At 71.0% G+C, this 23051-nt stretch carries 16 protein-coding genes; 8 read left to right on the forward strand and 8 right to left on the reverse strand.

The genetic code is table 11. The features are described 5' to 3' along the window. The first annotated feature begins 7 nt into the window (after positions 1-7). Both G3I41_RS08195 and G3I41_RS08200 read left to right on the forward strand, forming a co-directional pair. On the forward strand, positions 8-847 hold the full coding sequence (locus tag G3I41_RS08195) for a DUF4349 domain-containing protein (protein ID WP_343242092.1): 840 nt from the start codon (positions 8-10) through the stop codon (positions 845-847). A gap of 65 nt (positions 848-912) precedes the next feature. Beyond that, positions 913-2295: an FAD-dependent oxidoreductase gene (locus G3I41_RS08200; RefSeq protein ID WP_164399636.1), complete on the forward strand. Its 1383-nt coding sequence runs from the start codon at positions 913-915 to the stop codon at positions 2293-2295. 23 nt (positions 2296-2318) lie between these two features. On the opposite strand, the gene hemE is transcribed toward G3I41_RS08200, so the two are convergent. Continuing rightward, on the reverse strand, positions 2319-3392 hold the full coding sequence (gene hemE / locus G3I41_RS08205) for a uroporphyrinogen decarboxylase (protein WP_164399637.1): 1074 nt from the start codon (positions 3390-3392) through the stop codon (positions 2319-2321). A gap of 92 nt (positions 3393-3484) precedes the next feature. Here hemE and G3I41_RS08210 point away from each other — a divergent pair, with 92 nt between their 5' ends. From G3I41_RS08210 to G3I41_RS08230, 5 genes are all read left to right on the forward strand, one after another. Continuing rightward, on the forward strand, positions 3485-4144 hold the full coding sequence (locus tag G3I41_RS08210) for a DUF3000 domain-containing protein (RefSeq protein WP_164399638.1): 660 nt from the start codon (positions 3485-3487) through the stop codon (positions 4142-4144). A 264-nt stretch (positions 4145-4408) separates the two neighbouring features. Next, positions 4409-5071, forward strand: coding sequence for a response regulator transcription factor (locus G3I41_RS08215; RefSeq protein WP_018100712.1), 663 nt, complete (start codon positions 4409-4411; stop codon positions 5069-5071). Between the two features lie 114 nt (positions 5072-5185). Then, on the forward strand, positions 5186-6460 hold the full coding sequence (locus G3I41_RS08220; protein ID WP_343242088.1) for an HRDC domain-containing protein: 1275 nt from the start codon (positions 5186-5188) through the stop codon (positions 6458-6460). Between the two features lie 271 nt (positions 6461-6731). Next, positions 6732-7958: an acetyl-CoA C-acyltransferase gene (locus tag G3I41_RS08225; protein ID WP_164399639.1), complete on the forward strand. Its 1227-nt coding sequence runs from the start codon at positions 6732-6734 to the stop codon at positions 7956-7958. Further along, on the forward strand, positions 7955-10084 hold the full coding sequence (locus G3I41_RS08230; RefSeq protein ID WP_164399640.1) for a 3-hydroxyacyl-CoA dehydrogenase NAD-binding domain-containing protein: 2130 nt from the start codon (positions 7955-7957) through the stop codon (positions 10082-10084). Before G3I41_RS08225 ends, G3I41_RS08230 begins: the two co-directional genes overlap by 4 nt. A 67-nt stretch (positions 10085-10151) precedes the next feature. Here the strand turns inward: G3I41_RS08230 and G3I41_RS08235 are convergent, their stop codons facing one another. The 6 genes from G3I41_RS08235 to G3I41_RS08260 all read right to left on the reverse strand — a co-directional run bounded on the left by G3I41_RS08235 (position 10152) and on the right by G3I41_RS08260 (position 20332). Further along, positions 10152-11411: a phosphodiester glycosidase family protein gene (locus G3I41_RS08235; RefSeq protein ID WP_164399641.1), complete on the reverse strand. Its 1260-nt coding sequence runs from the start codon at positions 11409-11411 to the stop codon at positions 10152-10154. After that, positions 11408-12145 carry an Ig-like domain-containing protein gene (locus tag G3I41_RS08240; protein WP_164399642.1) on the reverse strand — a complete coding sequence of 246 codons (738 nt, stop codon included), beginning with the start codon at positions 12143-12145 and terminating at the stop codon, positions 11408-11410. Before G3I41_RS08240 ends, G3I41_RS08235 begins: the two co-directional genes overlap by 4 nt. Beyond that, complete coding sequence (locus G3I41_RS08245; protein WP_343242089.1) at positions 12142-12918, reverse strand: rhamnogalacturonan acetylesterase; 777 nt, start codon at positions 12916-12918, stop codon at positions 12142-12144. The genes G3I41_RS08240 and G3I41_RS08245 overlap by 4 nt, the downstream gene beginning before the upstream one ends. Further along, on the reverse strand, positions 12918-17420 hold the full coding sequence (locus G3I41_RS08250) for a glycosyltransferase (RefSeq protein ID WP_164399643.1): 4503 nt from the start codon (positions 17418-17420) through the stop codon (positions 12918-12920). The genes G3I41_RS08245 and G3I41_RS08250 overlap by 1 nt, the downstream gene beginning before the upstream one ends. Beyond that, positions 17417-18580, reverse strand: a complete 1164-nt coding sequence (locus G3I41_RS08255) for a CDP-alcohol phosphatidyltransferase family protein (RefSeq protein ID WP_164399644.1) — start codon at positions 18578-18580, stop codon at positions 17417-17419. The genes G3I41_RS08250 and G3I41_RS08255 overlap by 4 nt, the downstream gene beginning before the upstream one ends. Before the next feature lie 207 nt (positions 18581-18787). Next, positions 18788-20332 carry a hypothetical protein gene (locus G3I41_RS08260; RefSeq protein ID WP_164399645.1) on the reverse strand — a complete coding sequence of 515 codons (1545 nt, stop codon included), beginning with the start codon at positions 20330-20332 and terminating at the stop codon, positions 18788-18790. Positions 20333-20714: 382 nt separating this feature from the next. Here G3I41_RS08260 and G3I41_RS08265 point away from each other — a divergent pair, with 382 nt between their 5' ends. Beyond that, positions 20715-21818 (forward strand): LCP family protein, encoded by a 1104-nt coding sequence (locus G3I41_RS08265; protein ID WP_164399646.1) that lies wholly within the window; start codon positions 20715-20717, stop codon positions 21816-21818. A gap of 45 nt (positions 21819-21863) precedes the next feature. Here the strand turns inward: G3I41_RS08265 and G3I41_RS08270 are convergent, their stop codons facing one another. After that, positions 21864-22994 carry a hypothetical protein gene (locus G3I41_RS08270; protein ID WP_164399647.1) on the reverse strand — a complete coding sequence of 377 codons (1131 nt, stop codon included), beginning with the start codon at positions 22992-22994 and terminating at the stop codon, positions 21864-21866. Between the last annotated feature and the right edge of the window lie 57 nt (positions 22995-23051).

Here is a 23051-nt window from a genome sequence, read left to right on the forward strand (position 1 = left end):
GGCCGCCGTGCTCGCCCTGAGCGGCTGCGGCGCGTCCGGCGACGATGCGAGCAGCGCCGCCGACCGGGGCGTCGCCGGGCCGCAGCAGCAGAGGGGCGGCGCCGCGGCCGGCAAGGCCGAGGCACCGGCTGCGGACTCGGCCGGAACGAAGCAGCGGCAGAAGGACCCGACACCCACCGCGACCCACGTCATCCGCACCGCCTCGCTCTCCGTGGAGGTGAAGGACGTGCCGAAGGCGGCCGCCCGGGCGCGTACGGCGGTGCAGGGCGCGGGCGGGCTGGTCGAGAAGGAGACCACCGAGCGGATCGACTCCGCGCTGGACTCCTCGCACCTGGTGCTGCGCGTCCCGCAGGACGCGTACGACGAGGTGCTGCGGGAGCTGTCGGGGACGGGCAAGCTGGTCTCGCGCACCTCGGCGGCCAAGGACGTCACCGACCAGGTCGTGGACATCGACAGCCGGATCGCCACCCAGCGGGCGAGCGTGGCACGGGTCCGCAAGCTGATGGACCGGGCCGGCAAGCTGGCCGATGTGGTCACGCTGGAAGGTGAACTGAGCAGCCGTCAGGCGGCACTGGAGTCGCTGCTCGCGCAGCAGGCGTCCCTGAAGGACCGTACGACGCTGGCGACCATCACGCTCGACCTGGCCGAACCGGAGACGGCGGCCGGGGCGGCCGACGACGACCCGGGCTTCCCGGACGCCGTCACCGGGGGCTGGCACGCCTTCGTGACGATGCTGCGCTGGCTGGCCATGGCGATCGGCGCCGCTGCCCCGTTCCTCGGCGTGGCGGCCGTCCTGGCCGTGCTGTGGCGGTTCCTGCGCCGCCGCCGGGGCGCTGAGGGCGAGTGAGCGCGTCACCGGTCCGGGCCGCCCCGTAGCGTGGGTGCTTTCGCGGAGGCTTCGGAGGTACCGGCATGGCGGCGGAACGACTGGTGATCATCGGCGGGGACGCGGCGGGCATGTCCGCCGCGTCCCAGGCCAGGCGGCTCAGGGGCCCGGACGAGCTGAGCATCACCGCCTTCGAGCGGGGCCACTTCACCTCGTACTCCGCGTGCGGCATCCCGTACTGGGTCAGCGGCGACGTCACCGACCGGGACGACCTCATCGCCCGTACCCCCGAGGAGCACCGGGCCCGCGACATCGATCTGCGCACCCGCACCGAGGTGACGGAGATCGACGTGGCGGGGCGGCGGGTGCGCGCCCTGGACCGGGAGTCCGGCGAGGCGTACTGGACCGGGTACGACAAGCTGGTGATCGCCACCGGGGCCCGCCCGGTGCGCCCGGACCTGCCCGGCATGGACGCGCCCGGGGTGCACGGGGTGCAGACCCTGGACGACGGGCAGGCGCTGCTGGACAGCCTGGACCGGACGGAGGGCCGGCGCGCGGTCGTCGTCGGGGCGGGGTACATCGGGGTCGAGATGGCCGAGGCGATGCTGAAGCGCGGCTTCGAGGTGACCGTCCTCAACCGGGGCGAGCAGCCGATGGCCACGCTCGACCCGGACATGGGGCGCCTGGTCCACGACGCGATGGACGGGCTCGGGATCACCACGGTGAACGGGGCGGCGGTCACCGCCATCCGGACCGGCGACGACGGCCGGGTCACCGAGGTCGTCACGGACGACGCGAGCTATCCGGCGGACATCGTGGTACTGGGCATCGGCGTCCAGCCGGAGACGGCCCTGGCCCGGGAGGCCGGGCTGCCGCTCGGGCCGCACGGAGGGCTGCTCACCGACCTGGCGATGCGGGTCCAGGGCCACGAGAACATCTGGGCGGGCGGCGACTGCGTGGAGGTCCTGGACCTGGTGGCGGGCCACACCCGGCACATCGCGCTCGGCACGCACGCCAACAAGCACGGCCAGGTCATCGGCTCCAACGCCGGGGGCGGCTACGGCACGTTCCCCGGTGTGGTGGGTACGGCGGTGAGCAAGGTGTGCGACCTGGAGATCGCCCGGACCGGGCTGCGCGAGAAGGACGCCCGGGCGGTGGGCCTGCGGTACGTCACGGCGACGGTCGAGTCGACGAGCCGGGCGGGCTACTACCCGGACGCGCGGCCGATGACGGTGAAGATGCTCGCGGAGTACCGCACGGGCCGGCTCCTCGGCGTGCAGATCGTGGGCCGCGAGGGCGCCGGGAAGCGGGTCGACGTGGCGGCGGTGGCGCTCACCGCCCGGATGACCGTGGAGCAGATGACCGCCCTGGACCTGGGCTACGCCCCGCCGTTCTCACCGGTCTGGGACCCGGTCCTGGTGGCGGCCCGCAAGACCGTGTCGGTGCTGCGGAAGGCGGGCACCGACTGAGCGGCGCCCGCCTCCGCGCCGGTTCAGCGGACGGTGCTGGTGTGGACGTACTCGACGAGGCGGGAGAGCGCGTCCGGGTCCATGTTCGGCATCACGCCGTGGCCCAGGTTGAAGATGTGGCCCTCCAGGCCGGCGGCCGCGTCCAGCACCTCCCGGGTCTTGGCCTCCACCGCGGAGGTCGGCGCGAACAGCACCGCCGGGTCGAGGTTGCCCTGGAGCGCCTTGCCGGGGCCGACGCGACGGGCGGCCTCGTCCAGCGACACCCGCCAGTCGACGCCGACGACGTCCGCCCCGGCCTCGCCCATCAGGCCGAGCAGTTCGCCGGTGCCGACGCCGAAGTGGATGCGGGGGACGTCGTACGCGGCGACGGCGTCGAAGACCTTCGCGGAGGCGGGCAGCACGGAGCGCCGGTAGTCGGCGGGGGCCAGGGCGCCGACCCAGGAGTCGAAGAGCTGGACGGCCGAGGCGCCGGCCTCGATCTGGACCTTGAGGAAGGCGCCGGTGATCTCGGCGAGCCGGTCGAGCAGGTCGGCCCAGAGCTCCGGGTCGCCGTACATCATGGCCTTGGTGTGCTCGTGGTTGCGGGAGGGGCCGCCCTCCACGAGGTAGCTCGCGAGGGTGAACGGCGCGCCCGCGAAGCCGATCAGCGGGGTCTCCCCCAGCTCGGCGGTGAGCAGCCGGACGGCCTCGGTGACGTACGGGACGTCCTCGGGGGTCAGGTCGCGCAGCCGGGCGAGGTCGGCGCGGGTGCGGACCGGCTCGGCGATCACGGGGCCGACGCCGGGCTTGATGTCGAGGTCGATGCCGATCGCCTTGAGCGGGACGACGATGTCGCTGTAGTAGACGGCGGCGTCGACCTTGTGGCGGCGGACGGGCTGCATGGTGATCTCGGCGACGAGCTCCGGCATCGTGCAGGACTCGAGCATCGGGATGCCTTCGCGCGCCTTCAGGTACTCGGGCAGCGAGCGCCCCGCCTGGCGCATGAACCAGACCGGCGTGTGCGGGACCGGCTCGCGCCGGCACGCCTTGAGGAACGCCGAGTCGTACGTGGCGGAAGTCTTCGTCTGCTGCCCGGAGGGGCGGTCGTTGGCACTCACGCACAGAATCTTCGCACGCGCGGACAACGAGCCCTGCCCCGCACGGGTGTCCTTCCGCGCACGGAGCTCCCGTTCCGCCTACTCTTCCCCGCATGGCTGCGGCTCAGGGACACATCTCCGGTCAATCCGATGGCGCTGACGGCACGGACGGCGCGGAGGGTGGTGCCGCCCCGTCCGCGTTCCGTTCGGCGGTGGACGCGCTGCGCGCGGCGCGGCTCCGTCCCGAGCTGGAAGTGGAGCCGACCCGACCGCCGAAGCGGCTCGCGCCGCACGCGTACGCGCTGGAGGCGGCGGTCGTCGACGGCGAGGACGATCTCGCCGACGGCCGGCTCGTCCTGCTCCACGACCCGGCCGGCCACGAGGCGTGGCAGGGAGCCTTCCGGCTGGTGACCCTGGTCCGCGCCGAGCTGGAGCCGGAGATGGCCGCCGACCCGCTGCTCCCCGAGGTCTGCTGGTCCTGGCTGACCGGCGCGCTGGAGGCCCGCGGCCTCTTCTACGGGGAAGCCGGCGGCACCGTCACCATGGCGGGCTCGCACTACTTCGGCGCGCTGGAGACCCGGCGTCCCGCGACGCAGATCGAGATCCGGGCCTCCTGGACCCCGCGCGAGGGCCTGGGCGGCGCACCGGACGCGGCGGCGCACCTGGTCGCGTGGGGCGACCTGCTCTGCCAGATCGCGGGCCTGCCGCCGTCCGGCCCGCTCGACGCGGCGGTGGTCACGCTCCCACAGCGCCGGGGCCCGCAGGCGCCGTGACCCCTGCCGTGACCGGCCCGGGCGGGGCGGCCTTCGGGCCGTCCCGTTTTCCGTGACGCCACGTCATGCGATCACTTTCAGCCAGCGGAAAACGCTCTCCGAATCGACCGAGAACCCCATTTGCCCGAATTGTTACTCAACAAATGGTGATCTTCCCCTAAAGGAGCAGGGGTCTGCTGCCGAAGGAGTCAATGACCCTTCAAGCACGGTTCGCCCCGGCTTCATCCCCGAGCCGGCCCGTCCCGCCACTCCCCAGGAGGCCTGGTGTCCGTTCTCCTCGAGCAGCCCGCAAGCCTGGTCGCCTACCGCCCGAACAAGCCGACGGCCATGGTCGTCGTGGCCGACCCGCGCGTCCGTTCCACCGTCACCCGCCATCTGTGGGCTCTCGGAGTTCGTGACGTCATCGAGGCGTCGTCCATCGCGGAGGCCCGTCCCCGCGTCGGCAACCCGCGCGACATCTGCGTAGCCGACGTCCACCTGCCCGACGGTTCCGGGCTGACCCTGCTGTCCGAAACCCGAGCCGCCGGCTGGCCCAACGGTCTCGCCCTGTCCGCCGCCGACGACATCGGTGCCGTGCGCAACGCCCTCGCGGGCGGCGTCAAGGGCTACGTGGTCACCGGCACCCGTACCAACATCGGCCACCCGGCCCGTCCCGGCGTCGCCCCCATCGGCGCCACCGCCGCCCGTATGCACCGCCGGCCCCCCGGCACCCCGAGCCACCCGGGCGGCTACCGCGAACTCTCCGGCCGTGAGGTGGAGGTCCTGCGGCTCGTCGCCGAGGGCCAGTCCAACAAGGCCATCGGCGTCTCCATGGGGCTGTCCGCCCTGACCGTGAAGAGCCACCTCGCCCGCATCGCCCGCAAGCTGGGCACCGGCGACCGCGCCGGCATGGTCGCGGTGGCCCTGCGGACGGGCATCATCCACTGATCCTCCGCCCCGGCCGGTGCGCGACATACGGAACCGGCTGGATTACGTGCATCGACGCCTGCCGACGGAACGTTCCGTCGGCAGGCGTCGCGCACACACAGATACCCTTGACACGTGACCGACGCCCAAGAGACCGCAGCAGACACATCACTGCGAACCACCGGGGGCGCTCCCCCGGACGACGTCGCCCCGGCGCCGATCCCCTTGCTCGAACCGCGCGAGGGCATTCCGCCGGTGGTGGCCTCCGACGAAGCCCTGGCCGGGGTGATCGCGGCATTCGCCGCGGGCTCGGGCCCGGTGGCCGTGGACGCCGAGCGGGCGTCCGGCTACCGCTACGGACAGCGGGCCTACCTCGTCCAGCTGCGCCGTGACGGGGCGGGCAGCGCGCTCGTCGACCCCGTCGGCTGCCCCGACCTGTCCGGGCTCGGCGAGGCCCTGCGCGGCACGGAGTGGATCCTGCACGCGGCGACGCAGGACCTGCCCTGCCTCCGCGAGATAGGGATGACGCCGACCGGGCTCTTCGACACCGAGCTCGCCGGACGGCTGGCCGGCTTCCCGCGCGTCGGCCTCGGCGCCATGGTCGAGAACGTCCTCGGCTACTCGCTGGAGAAGGGCCACTCCGCCGTCGACTGGTCCACCCGCCCGCTGCCCGACCCCTGGCTGCGCTACGCCGCGCTCGACGTCGAGCTCCTCATCGACCTGCGCAACGCCCTGGAGGACGAGCTCGACCGGCAGGGCAAGCTGGAATGGGCCCAGGAGGAGTTCTCCGCCATCGCCTCGGCGCCGCCCGCTCCCCCGCGCCAGGACCCGTGGCGCCGCACCTCCGGGATGCACAAGGTCCGCCGCCGCCGGCAGATGGCGGTCGTCCGGGAGCTGTGGAACACCCGGGACCAGATCGCCCGGCGGCGCGACATCTCCCCCGGCAAGGTGCTCGGGGACGCGGCGATCATCGAGGCCGCGCTCGCGCTTCCCCCCAACACGCACGCGCTGACCGCCCTCACCGGCTTCGGCCCGCGCATGGGACGGCGCCAGCTGGAGCAGTGGCAGGCCGCCGTGGACCGGGCCAAGGCACTGCCCGACACGGAGCTGCCGCAGCCCGGGCAGGCCCTCGCGGGACCGCCGCCGCCGCGCGCCTGGGCCGACAAGGACCCGGCCGCCGCCGCCCGGCTCTCGGCGGCCCGCGCCGCGGTGTCCGCGCTCGCGGAGCGGCTGCACCTGCCGCAGGAGAACCTGATCACGCCGGACACGGTGCGCCGGGTCTGCTGGGAGCCGCCGAAGAACCCGACGCCGGAGACGGTGGAGTCCGCGCTCGCCGGGTACGGCGCGCGGCACTGGCAGATCGAGCAGGTGGCCCCGCTGCTGTACCGGGCGCTGACCCAGCCTTCGTAACGCACACGGCCCCGGTGACGGCACAGGACAGGGGCGTGATCACGCCAGGTTCCGCACACGGCGAATGGCCCGGACGGACTCGAAAACGAGTCCGTCCGGGCCATTCGCCGTGTGCGCAGGGGTGCTCCCCGGGCAGTTTCCGCGTGTGACCTTCGCCGCTCCGGCACCAGGGGGTGGGCAGTCTGGTTACCCGCAAGTAGCATGACCGGAGCGGCGTGCCTCCGGGCGCGCCCCGCAGCAGTGCCATCCCGCACCCTGGAGGAGAGCCATCGTGCCTCGTACCATCCGGGACGTCGTCTTCGTAGACGGCGTCCGCACCCCGTTCGGCAAGGCGGGCCCGAAGGGCATCTACCACGAGACCCGCGCCGACGATCTCGTCGTGAAGGCCATCCGGGAGCTGCTGCGCCGCAACCCGGACCTGGACCCCAAGAAGATCGACGAGGTCGCCATCGCCGCGACCACGCAGATCGGTGACCAGGGTCTGACCCTCGGCCGCACCGCCGGCATCCTGGCGGGCCTGCCCCAGTCCGTCCCGGGCTACTCCATCGACCGCATGTGCGCGGGCGCCCTGACCGCCGTCACGTCGACGGCCGGCTCCATCGCCTTCGGCGCGTACGACGTCGTCGTCGCCGGCGGTGTCGAGCACATGGGCCGCCACCCGATGGGCGAGGGCGTGGACCCGAACCCGCGGTTCGTGTCGGAGAAGCTGGTCGACGAGTCCGCGCTGTTCATGGGCATGACCGCGGAGAACCTGCACGACCGGTACCCCACGATCACCAAGGAGCGCGCCGACGCCTACGCGGTGCGGTCGCAGGAGAAGGCCGCCAAGGCGTACGCCGACGGCAGGATCCAGCAGGACCTGGTGCCGGTCTCGGTGCGCCGCACGAACGCGGAGGCCGGTGAGACCGGCTGGGGCCTGGTCACCGCCGACGAGCCGATGCGCCCGGGCACCACCATGGAGTCCCTGGCCAACCTGAAGACCCCGTTCCGCGCCCACGGCCGCGTCACGGCCGGTAACGCCGCGGGTCTCAACGACGGCGCCACCGCCTCGCTGCTCGCCGCCGAGGACGTCGCGCGCGAGCTGGGCCTCCCGGTCAAGATGCGCCTCGTCTCGTACGCCTTCGCGGGCGTCGAGCCGGAGGTCATGGGCTACGGGCCGATCCCGGCCACCGAGAAGGCCCTCGCCCAGGCCGGTCTCTCCATTTCGGACATCGGTCTCTTCGAGATCAACGAGGCGTTCGCCGTACAGGTGCTGGCCTTCCTGGAGCACTACGGCATCGCCGACGACGACGCCCGCGTCAACCAGTACGGCGGCGCGATCGCCTACGGCCACCCGCTGGCCTCCTCCGGGGTCCGGCTGATGACCCAGCTGGCCCGTCAGTTCGAGGAGCACCCCGAGGTCCGCTACGGCCTCACGACCATGTGCGTCGGCTTCGGCATGGGCGCGACGGTCGTCTGGGAGAACCCGCACTTCGAGAACGCCGGAGGCGACAAGTGAGCACCACCACCGAGCTTCTGAAGGGTGCGGCCGAGCTGTTCCCCGGCGAGGTCGTCACCCAGGCGCACGTACGCCACCTGGACCTGCCGGCCGGTGCGGGGCGCTTCGCCCTCATCACGCTGGACAACGGCCTGGACCACACCAAGCCGACCACCTTCGGACCGCAGTCGCTGGCGAACCTGGATGCCGCGATCGACCAGGTCGAGAAGGAGGCCGCCGAGGGCGCGATCACCGGCGTCGGCATCACCGGCAAGCCGTTCATCTTCGCGGTCGGCGCCGACCTCAAGGGCGTCGAGCTGCTCAAGGAGCACAAGGACGCGCTGGCCATCGGCAAGGGCGGCCACGACGTGTTCCGCCGGCTGTCCACCCTCGCGGTGCCCACGTTCGCGTACTACAACGGCGCGGCGATGGGCGGCGGTGTCGAGGTCGGGCTGCACTGCTCGTACCGCACCGTCTCGAAGGCGCTGCCGGCGTTCTCGCTGCCCGAGGTCTTCCTTGGTCTGGTCCCCGGCTGGGGCGGCTGCGTGCTGCTGCCGAACCTGATCGGCGCCGACCGCGCGGTCTCGGTGATCATCGAGAACTCGCTGAACCAGAACCGCCAGCTCAAGGGCAAGCAGGTCTTCGAGCTCGGCATCGCGGACGCGCTCTTCGAGGGCGCGGACTTCCTGGAGCGGTCCCTCGTCTGGACCGCGGACGTGCTCAACGGCACGGTCACGGTCGAGCGCCCCGAGGTCGACCGCGGGGACGCCTGGGACCAGGCCGTCGCGCGCGGCCGGGCCATCGCCGACTCCAAGGTGCACGGCGCGGCCCCGGCCGCGTACCGCGCGCTGGAGATCGTCGCCGCGGCCAAGGACGGCGACCTGTCCGCCGGCTTCGACCGCGAGGACCAGGCCCTGGCGGACCTGATCATGGGCGGCGAGCTGCGGTCCGGGATCTACTCCTTCAACCTCGTCCAGAAGCGCGCCAAGCGCCCGGCCGGGGCGCCGGACAAGAACCTGGCGCGCCCGGTCACCAAGGTCGGCGTGGTGGGCGCGGGCCTGATGGCCAGCCAGCTCGCCCTGCTGTTCCTGCGCCGCCTGGAGGTGCCGGTCGTGCTGACCGACATCGACCAGGAGCGCGTCGACAAGGGTGTGGGCTACGTCCACGCCGAGATCGAGAAGCTGCTCGGCAAGGGCCGCATCAACCAGGACAAGGCCAACCGCCTGAAGGCCCTGGTCTCCGGTGTGCTGGACAAGGCGGAGGGCTTCTCCGACGCCGACTTCATCATCGAGGCGGTCTTCGAGGAGATCGGTGTCAAGCAGCAGGTGTTCGCGGAGGTCGAGGCGGTCGCCCCGGCCCACGCGATCCTCGCCACCAACACCTCGTCCCTCTCGGTCACCGAGATGGCGTCGAAGCTGAAGAACCCCGAGCGGGTCGTCGGCTTCCACTTCTTCAACCCGGTCGCGATCCTCCCGCTCCTGGAGATCGTGCGCGGCGAGAAGACCGACGACGCGTCGCTGGCCACCGCCTTCGGGGTCGCCCGCAAGCTGAAGAAGACCGCGGTGCTGGTGAAGGACGCCCCGGCGTTCGTCGTCAACCGCATCCTCACCCGCTTCATGGGTGAGATCCAGAACGTCATCGACGAGGGCACCCCGGTCGAGACGGCGGAGAAGGCCATCGAGCCGCTCGGCCTGCCGATGTCCCCGCTGGTGCTCCTGGAGCTGGTCGGCCCGGCGATCGGCCTGCACGTCTCCGAGACCCTGAACCGCGCCTTCCCGGAGCGCTTCACCGTCTCCGAGAACCTGGCGGCGGTCGTCAAGGCCGGCAAGCGCGGCTTCTACGTGTACGACTCGGGCGCCCCGGTCCTCGACCCCGAGGTCGCCGCCCTCCTCAAGCAGGGCGACACCGTCCTGACCGAGCAGCAGGTCCGCGACCGCGTCCTGGACGCGGTGGCCCAGGAGATCGGCCTGATGCTGGACGAGGGCGTCGTGGCCGAGGCCCAGGACATCGACCTCTGCCTGATCACGGGCGCCGGCTGGCCCTTCCACCTGGGCGGCATCACGCCGTACCTGGACCGCGAGGGCGTCTCGGAGCGCGTGAACGGCAAGAAGTTCCTGGCGGCGGGCGTGGCGAGCGTTCCGGCGTAACGCGTTCGTCTGTGACGCGGACGGGCCGTACGGATTTCGTTTCCGTACGGCCCGTCCGCGTGACGCCCTAGGCCGCCACGACGACCAGTGCGTCGGCCACCGCGCGCTCGCTCACCTTCGCACCCTCCGCCCCCCTGGGGCGGTTACGGACCTGCCCCAGCACGACCATCGTCGTGGAACCGCCGCCGTCGAGGTTCAGGGCGTCGTGGGCGCGCCACGCGCGCATCAATTCAGCCGCCTCGGCCATGGTCACCCCGATGCTGGCGCCGGGGTCACGGCCGTCGACCGTCATGAGCAGGAGGGTCCCGTCACGAGTGAACCCCGCCAGGGTCCGGGGGTGGCGCTGGGAGAGCGCGGTCGGGGAGACCCCGTTCGCCTCGATGTTGATGTCGACGCGGCCGTCGCGCAGCAGCCGGGGCCCGGCCTGGAGCACGGTCAGGTTCTTCCCCGACAGCCGCCGCCCCGCGCTGTCGTAGACCTGCGACGTGATGCGCAGGACGGTGTCCGGCAAGGCGTGGCGGCGCAGCCAGGCCGCGGCGGCGCCGGTCCCCTGCAGGACGCGGCCGCCGGCCGGCACGGGCCCTCCGGCCGGTGTGCGGAGACGGACCACGCGGCCTCCGGCGGCGAGGACGGCTTCGACGGTTCCGGCCGGCGCACGGGCCGCCTCGGTTCCCCACTGCGGGGTGAACAGCACCAGTTCATCGCGGTCGGTGCAGAGCTTGTTGTGAGCGGGGGCGGTGTGCCGCTGCCCCTGGAGCACGTCGCCTCCGACTCCGCCGCATCCGACGATCCGGCCGGGCGTCCGGTTGACGCCGTCGATCAGCCGCGCAGCGCCGTCCTTGGCCACCACGCGGCTCACCGAGCGGGCTTCGGTGATGCGTCCGGGGACGGCGTCCTCTCCCAGAACCAGGGCGGTACGTCCGCTCGCCGCCTCACTGAGCAGTACGTTGTTCTCGACGTACAGCCCGAGCGGGTCCCCGTCGTAGCCGCTGAAGACCGCACTGGTGCGGATGTCGAAGAAGGAACCGTTCACGGCGGCGACCGCCCCGGCCCGCTGCGCCATGGACCGCACGGTCTCCGCCGTGTCCAGGCGGGCGCCGTGCACCGCGCCCAGCGTGACCGCCGCGTCCGGCGCGACGGACAGCACCTGGTGGCGCACGGGGCCGGCCGGGAGACGGACCGTGTGCTCCTCGTACCGGACGCCGGGGGGAAGCGGGCCGACGGAGGGGGTTCGGCGGGCGGGAGGGCGGAGCCTCGGCGCCGGCGCGGTGTCGCAACCGCTCAGGGCCAAGCCGCCGGCCGCGGTCAGGAACAGCCGACGCCTCATCCCGCGAGGGCGCCCGGGAGCAACCCGGTGTTGCTGCCGATGTCCCCCGCGTACACGGTCACCTCGGACCAGTTCCGGTGGCCCCGCGCGTTCTCGTAACAGACGGAGAAGCGGTCGTAGCCGGCCGCTCCGGGCACTCCCGTGTAGGTGATGCTGCCGTCCGGCGCCGCGGTCACCGTACCCGCCTGTGGGAGCCCCACGCCGACTACCCGGAGGCCCGCCGCGGCAGCGTCGCGGTCGGGACCGATGACGGCGTAGCCGCCGGACGGGATGGACAGGCTGCGGCCGGGCACCCAGGCACGGCGTACCCGGAAGCCCGCGTCGGTGATCTGGGCGGACGAGACCAGTTTCTCGCCCGCGTACGACATCACGCCGACGCACACCTTGGGGAGCAGGACCGCACCCTCGGGAGCGTCGTCGTTCACCGTGAGGACGGCGGTCACCGCCCGGGGCTCGTTTCCGCTCGCGTACGTCGCGAACCGGCCGTTGGGGAGGTGTCCGAGCCCTTGCAGCCGGGCCATGGTGGCGTGCTCGGCCACGATGTCGTCGAAGATGTAGCCGTACGCGCGGTAGGGGCCGCCCGCGGGCAGTATCTGCAGGTGCAGGGCGATGTCCTGGCCCGGCACCACGGGGGCCTCGGGGTCCGCGTCGGCGTGGAGCTCCATGAGCGCCGAGACTCCCGGGCGCTCCGGGTGCGCGACCTGGATACGGGCGAGCGGATACCAGTCATTCATTCGACGACCTCCAAGGTCCGGGTCCGCACCAGTTCGCCGAAGACATCGTCATCCAGCCACTCCACGCTGTCGGGGGAGAAGCAAGGACGTTCCAGGTTCTCGAAGTAGTCCGCTTCCAGCATCGAGCGGTCCCGGAGTTCACGGGCGATGAAGCGCGCGCACTCGATCGCTCCGCCGACGCGCAGGTGCGTGTTGTCGGCCACGCCCTCGGGGTAGTTGGGGTGCTCCCCCGGGGCGAGGTAGAGAAATATCTGCCGCGTGCCGTCCGGACCGGCCTCACGCCACCAACGCGTGCTCCACTCGTTCAGGTCGATCAGCGGTACGGATTTGTCCGCCGCGACCTCCCTCATGGCCACGGGGTACATCCCGAGCAGCGGCCGCAGGTTGCCCTGCGCGTCGAAAACCCTGCGCTCGTGGCTGGTCACGAGGACCGGGTGGGCTCCGCGGTCGCGCACCGCGTCCACACACTGGCTCAGGCGAGCCCGGTAGTCACGGAACGGCTCGGTGTGTCGGCCCTGGCCGGGCTTCATGTCGATCAGCCCGAACGACAACAGGACCAGGTCGTCCGGCCGGGCCTCCCGCAGGAGCCAGGCCAACCTGCCGCGCTCCATGAAGCTGCGTGAACTCGCTCCGGCTCGTGCGCAGTTGACGATCTCGGCGGAGGGAATGAAGAGGGGCAGTGTCTGGCCCCACCCCGCCATGGGCGCGAAGCTGCGCTGCCGGCGGGTCACACTCGAGTCACCGGCCAGGAAGACCGTGCGCGTCCGCGGCACTACGCCCACTCCCTGCTGGGGTCCCGATCGTGACGGTCCGTGCCGGTGAGGTCCGCGCCGCCGTCGAGCGCGCTGTGCGTGCGCGACGGCGCGTCCGGCGCCCAGCTGCTCTCGACCGCCCCCTCCAGTTCGTCGATGGCCCGGAAGACCCGTTCCGAGTTGCTCGTGTCCCGGCGGCCGAAGAAGGCGTCGACCCGGGCGCGGTACCGCGGCTCCACGGCGAAGCCCCGCTCGATCGTGGCGATGATCTCCCGCACCGTCGCGTCGACGTCGCGGCAGACCGGGCCGAACCCGTCGCGCTCGAACTCGTAGTAGCCGCGCTTGTAGTGGTTGCCGTAGAAGTCTTCCTCGTCGAACGGCGTGTAGACGATGGGGGTGCCCATGTAGGCCACGTCGAAGAAGACCGACGAGTAGTCGGTGACCAGGAGTGAACACTCGCGCATGGCCAGCTGCACGTCCCGTCCGTCACCGGTCACGGTCACCGACGGATGGTCGATGCGGAAGTGGTGCAGATAGGGGCGGATCTCATAGTGCGGCATGAACTCCAGTTCCACCCCGCACTGTTCGAGCACGGCCAGCAGGCGCTCGTCGCGCAGCAGGGTCGAGAAGAACCGGAAGTAGTCGGACGCGGCGAACGGGATCTTCGCCTTGGCCGCCCTGTCGTACGAAGGGGCGACGATGTCTCTCCGCCAGGTGGGCATCAGAAGCACCCTCGGCCGTCCCGAACGCACGGGCTGCAGGGCGTCGAACCGCGGGAAGCCCGCGGCCGCGACCCGGGCGTAGCCGTATCCGCAGTGCTCGGCGAAGTACGAGCGCTCCGCCTCGCCCACGGTCAGCAACAGGTCCACGTCGGTGACCTGCTGGTGCACCGAGGGCGCCACGTCGTTGTAGGTGACCCCGTGCTGGAGGAAGACCCTCCGGTAGTTCAGCAGGTCTCCGTAGCCCCGCAGGAAGGAGCTCTTGCTGAGCTCGGGGAACCCGAGGTACGCCTCCAGGTCGTACGGGTTGATGAGCCGCTTGGCATGCAGCAGATACATCCGGTACTTGCGCGAGGTGCGGTCCAGGACGTGCCCGTACGGTGCCACCTTGGCCCGGTCCTTGGCGTCCCCGTTGATGGCGTAGTAGACCTTCCGGCGCGGCTGGTTCTCCCTGATCCACCGGAACAGGTGGTAGGCGTTGTCCTGCGCGGTGTCGGCCCTCTCACCGATGATCCAGATGTTCTTGCGGTGGAGCCGGGGATAGCTCAGCAGGTAGGCGAGGCGCGTACGCCAGCCCGGTCGGCCGGGCAGCGCGGACCGCAGCTGGCGCCGCAGATGCCACAGCCGGCCCCGCAGCTTCCGGCCCGCCCCGGTGAAGTAGCGGAAGACCATGGAGTCGTCCTCGCCGACTCCGAGCCACAGCCAGTCGCGGCCGATCCTGCGCATGCCCTTGAACCGATGCAGCATCAGCCGTGCTCCGACCGGAGCGTCGACGTGACGGTCGCCGTCGTGGAAGCGCAGGACCACCGTGAGGTCGCGGCCGGCCAGTCCGGCGAGCGCCTTCGGCGCCGCCGCCGCGCGCCATCCCCCGAACCAGTCCCGTTCGTTCCTGACCCGCCACCGGTCGCGCCGGTACACCTGCTCGGCGGGGATCGCCACGCTCCTCGTCCCGTCCGTGCAAATCAGTTCGATGCGGTTCGTGAAGAGCTGGGAGATGTCGACGCCCGTCAGGGTCATCAGACCCTCGAACTGAAGCTCGCCGTCCCGGTAGCGCACGCTTTCGAGTACGGCCTTCTGGCGCTCCACCCGCAGCAGGCTGGACGCGACGCCGTCGGCCGCGAGCCGCCGGTACATGCCCGTCTCGTCCAGTTGCAGCGACGGCTCGTACTCGGGCTTGGAGAACGGGTCGCAGAACAGCGGGAAGTTGCCGGTGCGGACGGCGTGGTGCTGGATCCGTGACACGGGGTGCGTCACGTACTGGAGCAGCACCTTCTCCGGGATCCGGGCGTAGACGGCGCACAGGTCCTCGAAGACGTCCGCGATCTCCGTGCGGTTCATGATGCGGTGGTAGTTGCGCAGGAACGGCTGGTAGGAGCGGACCACGAAACGCTGGACCAGGAGCGCCATGGGCTCCTCCAGCCGTTCGGCGTAGTCCAGCAGGTACCGGTTGAGGCGGAGCCGCTGGCGGACCTTGACCGGGTCGTTCCAGTCGACGTCGAAGAGCGAGTCGTTCTGAGCGGGATCGCGTTGGAAATAGACGTACCGGTCGACCATGCTGAAGGTCCGGGCGGTCGCCAGCGCCAGCATGCTGACCCACGTCTCGACGAACATGCCGCCGTCCGACGGCCGTATCCCGTGGTCACGCAGCATCGAGACGCGGAAGAGCTTGTTCCCGAGGTCGACCGAGAACAGCATGTGCGGAGCCTTGGTCACCAGGTCGGTCCGGCCCTTGGCGCCCCCGCCGAAGTACCGCTTCCACGGTTCGTTGGCGTTGCGACGCGGTCCGGGGAACGTGTCGTAGTTCCCGATGGCCACATCGACGTCGTGCTTGACGGCCGACTCGGTGAGCTGTCGCAGACTGTCGGCACCGAGAATGTCGCGGCCACTGGCGAACAGCACGTAGGGGGCGACGACCTCGGCGAGGCCGTGCTCGAAGGCTGCCGCCGCGCCCTGCGGGGGGTGCCGGAGCACGGAGGCGTTGCGGTAGTAGGCGACGAAGTTGTGCAGGAACTCGCCCGTACGGTCGGTGGAACCGTCGTCGACGAACACGATCTGCGTCTGGGCGAACATGCTCTGGGCCGCCAGCGACCTCAGTGACTCGTTCAGATGGTGCTCGTCGTTGTGGCAGTGGACGACGACCGCGGCCTGGTACGGACCGGGCTGGGACACCCGCTGCGGGGCTTCGGCGCCGTGCCACCAGTTCCAGGGAGTTCCCCTGCGGGTGTCCAGGGCGGTACGCTCCCCGGTCTCCGGCCGCAGCGCGACGTTCCCGCTGACGGTCTCGTACATCTCGTACGTTCCGGTCGGGCCCTCGTAACGTTCCCGGGTGATGTCGATGCCGTGGATCGCCACGGTCGTGGTGGCGCGCTCGCCCGCGTGGCGGACCTGGACGAAGAGGTTCCAGACTCCTTCGCCGGTCGCCGCCCCCACGCTGCCCTTCAGGTCGAGGACCGACTGGTAGTGCACACGGTGGTCGTCCGTCTCGACCGCGTTGACCGGGAAGACGTGGTCCCTCTTGGTACTGCGCAGCCGCAGCACGGCCTTGAGTTCGATCTTGCCGCCGGTGGAGAACCTGCCGAACTGATTGAGCAGGTATCCGGACAGGTGGAGTTCATCGCCCCGTATCTCCACCTCGGTCGCCTGGTTGAACAGCCGCGCGTCCGTCAGCGGCTTGCCGACGAGGTCGAGGTCCGTGACGTCGAGGAAGCGTTCCGCGTGGGGAAGGTGCAGCAGCGCTTCGGACCAGTAGACGCGCTGGTCACGCTCGACGAGGTCCGAGCTGAGCACGCTCCGGCGTTGCGCGTAGTCCGAGACGGACAGCGCCAGGTCCACCCGCCCGTGCATGAGGCAGAAGGCGCGGACCCGCTCCAGCACGCCGCACAGCTCGTAGACGGAGGGCCCCAGGGAGCGCAGGTACGGGCCCACGACAGCGGCGAAACCCCGCCGGTACCGTTCGTCGCCCGAGCGCAGTTCGCGCGCGTACAGATGCAGGTCGTGAGAGAGGAACTTCACCGCCTTGTGCGCGAGGAGTTCGTCCTCCCCGACCTGGCGCAGGAAGGAGTCCGTGTACTGGTGGACGGCGACCCGGTCCTGAATGCTGCGCAGTTCGCCGCGGCGGTTCGTTATGGAGGGCGCGGAGGAGTCGCGTTCCCACATCCAGCGGTACACGGGGGCGGTGAGGAAGGTGATCGAACCGGCCCAGTAGTTGGCCAGCGTGGAGAAGTACGTGTCCTCGTAGTAGACGCCCTCGGGAAACCGGACCCCGTGGTTGTGCAGGAAGTCGAGCCGGTACAGCTTGCCCGCCGCGATCGGGTCGTCGAAGAGCTGGGGCAGTGCGCGCAGCCCGGCCACCGTACGCGGGGAGGCGTAGAGCTGCGGCTGCCAGACCGTGGTCTCCTCAGTGTTGAGGTTGACGCGCAGGGCGCGCCCGGCGGTGATGTCCGAACCCGTGACGACGGCCGAGGCGAGCAGTTCCTCGCACGCCTTGAGGGGGAGTTCGTCGTCCGCGTCCAGGAACATCACGTACTGGCCCGTGGCGTTCATGATGCCGTTGTTGCGCGGTGCCCCGACACCGCCGCTGTTCTGCGGACGCTCGACGATCCGTACGCGCCCGTCGGCCGCCGCGAACTGCCGCGCCACGTCGAGGGTCCCGTCGGCCGAGGCGTCGTCGACGACGATCACCTCGACGTTCCGGTGCGTCTGGGCGAGCGCGGACTTCAGGGCCCGGCCCAAGGTGGCGGCGGCGTTGTACGCGGGAACCACGACGGAGACCGTGTAGGCCGCCGGGTCGACTGCCGGACTCATCGCACCGAACCTTCGGTTTCCACCCAGTAGGGCAGCGTCCTGAGCTGCTGCGTCTCGATGTCCTGGGCATGGTGGGGATAGGGCTGGGGGTAGGGCTGGAAGCCCAGGTCGTCGTCCTGCTCGGGGACCGGGAACTGCTGTGCCAGGGCGGCGCGCCGCTCCTCGTCGAGACCGCCGGCCCGGCGGTGGCGTCCCCGGTGGAGGTTCTCGGCGATCACGCCGGCCTTGGAGGGCTCGGTGGCGAGCTTCTCCATGAGCCGGGTGAAGTCACGGGTGGACAGCCAGAACTTGTACATGATCACGAGCTCGAAGAGGCCGAGCGCGGCGGCGGATATCGCGGTCGTCCACAGGATCCGGCCGATCAGGGGCGCCACGATGAAGATGAACATCTGGAACTCGATGCCGCTGATCAGGTGCGGCCGGATGCGGCTGCGCAGCAGGGCCTGGCGGAACCGCGTGTACCAGGGGAAGCGGTTGCGGAACTGGGCGTGCAGGTCGACCACCTCGCCGGCCTGCTGCTTGAGGACCTCGGCCTCGACGCCCGGGTTCTCCCGGAGCAGGTCCTCGATGAAGACCACCTTGGGCTGGTCGGCCTCCGTGTCGGCCGCGTCGCTCCGGGCCTGCTCCTCCTCCAGCGCCTTGCGCTCCAGCGTGACCTTCTCGATCTTCATGCGCATGGACATGCGCATCTTGTAGATCTGCAGGGCGTCGACGTACCGGAGCATGTCGAGGAAGACGACGGCCAGGGCGGCGAGCAGGTAGAGCTCGTTGTGGGTGCTCAGGTACTGTCCGCCCATCAGGGCGAGCGCGCAGAAGAGGACTCGGATGCGGTCGAAGACGTAGTCGAGCCAGCCGCCGAAGACGGTGCCGTTGCCCTTGAGACGGGCGAGTTTGCCGTCGATGCAGTCGAGGATGAAGCTCAGATGGTAGAGCGCGGCCCCGATGACGAGGGAGGCGGTGTCGCCCTTGAGGAAGAAGTACGCGGAACCGAGGCCGACGAACAGCGCCGACCAGGTCACCCGGTTCGGGGTGATGAACTTGAACTTGGCCATCACGATCAGCATGCGCGTCGCGACCGGGTCGACCAGCAGGACGGTCCACCAGGCATCGCGCTTCTTGCACGTCAGCTTCTGAACGGCTCGCAGCGACAGTTTCCCCATAACCCCTCAGACACTCACGACTCACGCGGTCAACGCGGCCCCATCGGCCTGCAAAAGTCGCAATCAAGGGGCGTTCACATAGTGGACACAGGATCTTCACTTGTGATCCACATAAAGACAGGATCAGACCTTACCAAGGGCGTGGTCAAACTTGAAACCATCAAAGACGGTCACACGTGATCATGTAAACCGTCTCCGGGCCGCAGCTCAGATCCCGGCGATCACGGTCCACTGGGCGAAGACGAGACCTGCGTCGCCCGGCTCCTGGCGCGTGATCCGCAGCCGCCCGTCGTCCCCCAGCACCGCGACGACCGCACGGCCGAGGCCGTCGACCGCCACGGCAGGCGGCACCACCGAGGTCTCCCCCACGTCGAACCACCACACGCCGCTCTCCGGCCGCCCGTCCGCATGCGCCGCCACCAGGCACGCGCCGGACTCCCCCGACCGCGCCAGCACCGTGCAGCCCCAGCCCTGGATGTCCACGCCGGCGACCCCGGCCACCGGCCCCATGCCGTCCGGCCCGCCCAGGCTCACAGCACCGGCCCCCGGCACCTGCACACAGACCTCGTTGCTCCCCGCGTACCGGTAGCGCACCGACCCCGCCTCAGGAGCCGCCGACAGGGTGCCGGGGGCCGGGCTGACCGATCCCGTCGCGTCCAGCGTCCACTCGCCCGACGGCACATCGCGGTGCCAGCGGATGGCGGCCGCCGCGTCCCTCGCCCTGGCCCAGACCTCGGGTACGCCCGAACCACCGGGCTGCGCGACGAGTTCGTCGGCGACGCGGACCCCGCGAAGGTGCTGCCAGCCGCTCCACCGCCCGTTCGTTCCCTGCCGGCGGACGCTGACGCTGTGGCCGAAGTTGCGTACGAAGACGGCGAGGTCACCACTGGCGTCGAAGGCCGCGGCGGGAAAGCCGACCTCGCGGCTCTTGCCGGGGTCCTTGCCGTTCGGGTTGCCCACGGAGTGCCAGGCCCCCAGCGCACGCCCGCTCTGGTACTGGGTGGTGTGGACCACCTCGACCCAGTCCGTGCCGCCCGGCCCCTTCCGGCGGACCAGGCCGAAGAGGTGCACATAGCCCTGGGCATCCTGGACCACTTCGAGTCCGGGGAGAAGATCGGGTCCTTCGAGGAGTTCCGGGCCGGTCCACTCGTTCCCGCCCACGCGCCTCTCGGTCCAGCGCAGCACCCCCGCGGCCGACGGCAGATAGGCGGAGAGCCTGCCGTCCATGCCCCTGACGAGCCAGCGGAGCGGGAGCGGATGACGCTCACACGCCCGGGGCCCCAGCGTGGCCGGCACGCCCGCCCGGTGGCACCGTACGAACACCGGCGAACCGCACTCCCGCTGGTACTGGCGGGCGGCGGCGATCGTGGCGCGCGCCACGCTGCCGCGCAGAGGCGGCTCCGTGACGACCGGGCCCTTGGCCTCCGGGTCGAGGGAGGTGTGCTCGGGGTCGGGGTCCAGGGTGGTCACCAGCAGCGGCCGCAGGTGACGCAGTGCCTCGAGCACCCGGGCGGTGGTCTTCCCCGGCTCGGCGTCGATGACCCAGGGCTCACCCGAGACCCGGACGCCGCGGTCCGCGGCGCCGGCCATGGCGCGGTCGAGCGCCGCCCGCTCCTCCGGGGTGCCGGGCTGGGCGCAGACGACGTCGACCGACGGGCCGCTCCGCTGCAAGGCCAGAGGTTCCACGGCGTCCCCGGGGCTCGCGACCACGATGGCCACGCCGCCGGCGTCACCCGCCCGAGCGGCGCCCACACGATCCTGTGCCCGCCTGCCGCGCTCCGGCCGACGCCCCCCTCTGCGTGCCATGCGCCCGCCTTCCTCACTTAGGGAACCGGGCGTGCGGTTGCCCCGGCTCCCAAGAAGATAAGCACTCCCGCTTCGGTCAGGAAATCCACTCATAGCATTCCGATGCCTGATGGTTTCCGACAAACATGATCGATGTCGCCCCGAACCGGTCACCCGCTGACTCGACCGCCCGGTCTGTCACAGTTACGCCACAGCCTTCGTACGTACACCTGATCGACTGTTTATAGTTCTCATCCCGGGAAAACGAGGACCGGCTCACCCCCCACCCGAGTCCCACCCCCATCACCTGCGCCCTGACCAGGCCACAAGCTGTGAGGACTCACTCAGGATGAGCCAAGACGACACCACCCCCGGCCGGGGGAGCTCCCCGGAGACCCCCCGCCGCCGCGGGCGCAAGCGTGTCCGGACGCGGGGCCAGCGGATACGGCGGGCGATCCTGGTGTCGGCCCTGGTCCTCGTCGTCGCCGTGGGCGGCACCGCGTGGTGGTTCTGGAGCCACCTCAACGGCAACATCAAGGGCGTCGACATCAACAAGGCGCTCGGCGAGGACCGTCCCGAGAAGCTGCCCACCAGCGGGCAGAACCTGCTGGTCCTGGGGTCCGACTCGCGGGCCGGCTCGGAGAACAAGGAGCTGGGCGGCGGGGCCGGGGTCAGCGGGGCCCGGTCCGACACGGCGCTCGTCGTGCACATTCCGGAGGGCCGCCAGAAGGCCGTCGCCGTGTCCATACCGCGCGACACCCTGGTGACCCGTCCCGAGTGCACCAAGGCGGACGGTTCGACGGTGCCGACCAAGGACCGTGTGATGTTCAACTCCGTGTACTCGCTGGTCGGTCCGGCGTGTGTGGTCAAGACCGTCGAGAAGATGTCCGGCGTGCGCATCGACCACTACCTGGAGATCAACTTCGCCGGGTTCAAGGGACTCGTCGACGCCATCGGCGGTGTGAACATCGACGTCAAGGAACCGATTCACGACAAGAAGACCGGGCTGAACGTCGACGCCGGGCCGCACAAGTTCGACGGCACCGAGTCCCTGAAGTTCGTCCGCACCCGCTACAGCCTCAGCGACGGCACCGACCTGAGCCGCATCGGCCTCCAGCAGCAGTTCCTCATGGGCCTGCTCAAGGAGGTCAAGAGCCAGGACCTGCTGGGCAGCCCGACGAGCGCCTACAAGATCGCCAACTCGGCCACGGCGGCCCTGACCACCGACGAGGAGCTGGCCTCGCTCACCTCGCTCGCGAAGTTCGCCCGGTCCATGAACGGGGTCGACCCGGACACGATGGAGACGATCATGCTCCCCGTCGAGTACGACAAGATCGACCACAACCGCGTCGTGGCCGTGGAGTCGCGGGCGAAGGCGCTGTGGAAGGCCATCCGCGAGGACACCCCGATCCCCGAGTCCGCCAAGAAGTCGCCGGCGCTCGGCCAGGGCTGACGGCACGGCAACGGCCCCGGGAACGCTCCCGGGGCCGTGCACGCGTCACACCCGCTGGGCGGGTCCCAGCGCGAGCCCGGGCTCGTCGTTCTGCCGGGCCACGTACAGCCCGCCGCGCTCGCCGATCATGGCGAGCACCACGCGCCCCGCGCCGTCGAGCGCCAACGCCGGGGGTGCCGAGGTGCGCTCGCCCGTCGCCGCCCACCACAGGCCGCCCGCCTCGTTCTCCGTACCGCAGGCCGCGAGCAGCACGCGGCCGTCACGGGTGCGGTGGGCGAGCACCGTGCAGTCGTAGTCGTCCAGCTCGGCGCGGAGCACGGCGACCCGGCCCTCGGCCGCGGTGTCCCCGATCGTGAGGGGCGGGGCGTCGAGCCGGTGGGCGACCAGGGTGCCGGTGGTGGCGTCGGTCCAGTAGAAGGTGTTGCGGTCGGGCGCGGTCTCCAGCACGCTCACCGCGCCGCCGGCGATCTTGATGTTGAGGTTGTCGCCCTTCTGGAAGGCGCCGCCGGGCTCGGTCTGGGCCCACCGCATGGCCTTGTTGTTGCCGGGGACCAGAAGCTCGATGCGGCCCGACTCGGCGACCGAGACGGCCATCGTCTCCTTGCCCAGGGTGCCCCTGAGGTCCTTCCACCCCTCCCACTTGCCGCTCTTCGCCTCGCGTCGCAGCATCATGCCGCCGTTGGCGTTGCGGACGAAGACGTGGACCAGGCCGGTCGGGGCGACGGCGACGACCGGCGGACCGATGCGGGCGGCTCGCTCGTCCCCGTCCTTGTACGGATTGCCCACGGTCCGCCAGGAGGTGACCGGGCGGCCCGTCTGGTACTGGGTGGCGTGCACGAGGTCGACCTGCGGCTGCTCCTCGTCGCCGTGCACCGTGCGGCGGCCGATGAAGTGGACGTAGCCGTCCGGGCCCTGGGCGACGCCGAGGTGGGTCAGGGCCGGGACCGGGAAGAACTCGGGGCCCTGCCAGCCGGGGCCGCCGGGGCGTTCCTCGGTCCAGCGCAGAAGGCCGTCCTCGTTGCGGGCGTAGGCGGTGAGTCTGCCGTCCTTGCCACACACGAGCCAGCGTCCGTCGACCGGGGTCTCGCCGGTCCCACGGGCGCTTTCGACGTCTCGCAGGGCGTCGTCGTCCTTGCCCGAGGCGCTCCCCTGGGCACGTCTCGACCTGACTCGCATGTCGTGGCGTCTTCCTTCCGTGATGGTCCGCCCCCGATCTGCGGCTTTGTGTCTCGA

It is taken from the genome of Streptomyces sp. SID9727, from assembly GCF_010550605.1.
In the GTDB taxonomy this organism is placed as follows: domain Bacteria; phylum Actinomycetota; class Actinomycetes; order Streptomycetales; family Streptomycetaceae; genus Streptomyces.

What these genes read in the sequence shown, in the direction of transcription:
- G3I41_RS08200 (WP_164399636.1), top strand. Translation starts at nt 913, where the DNA reads ATGGCGGCGGAACGACTGGTGATCATCGGCGGGGACGCGGCGGGCATG.
- G3I41_RS08210 (WP_164399638.1), top strand. Translation starts at nt 3,485, where the DNA reads ATGGCTGCGGCTCAGGGACACATCTCCGGTCAATCCGATGGCGCTGAC.
- G3I41_RS08235 (WP_164399641.1), bottom strand. Translation starts at nt 11,411, where the DNA reads ATGAGGCGTCGGCTGTTCCTGACCGCGGCCGGCGGCTTGGCCCTGAGC.
- G3I41_RS08240 (WP_164399642.1), bottom strand. Translation starts at nt 12,145, where the DNA reads ATGAATGACTGGTATCCGCTCGCCCGTATCCAGGTCGCGCACCCGGAG.
- G3I41_RS08250 (WP_164399643.1), bottom strand. Translation starts at nt 17,420, where the DNA reads ATGAGTCCGGCAGTCGACCCGGCGGCCTACACGGTCTCCGTCGTGGTT.
- G3I41_RS08255 (WP_164399644.1), bottom strand. Translation starts at nt 18,580, where the DNA reads ATGGGGAAACTGTCGCTGCGAGCCGTTCAGAAGCTGACGTGCAAGAAG.
- G3I41_RS08265 (WP_164399646.1), top strand. Translation starts at nt 20,715, where the DNA reads ATGAGCCAAGACGACACCACCCCCGGCCGGGGGAGCTCCCCGGAGACC.
- G3I41_RS08270 (WP_164399647.1), bottom strand. Translation starts at nt 22,994, where the DNA reads ATGCGAGTCAGGTCGAGACGTGCCCAGGGGAGCGCCTCGGGCAAGGAC.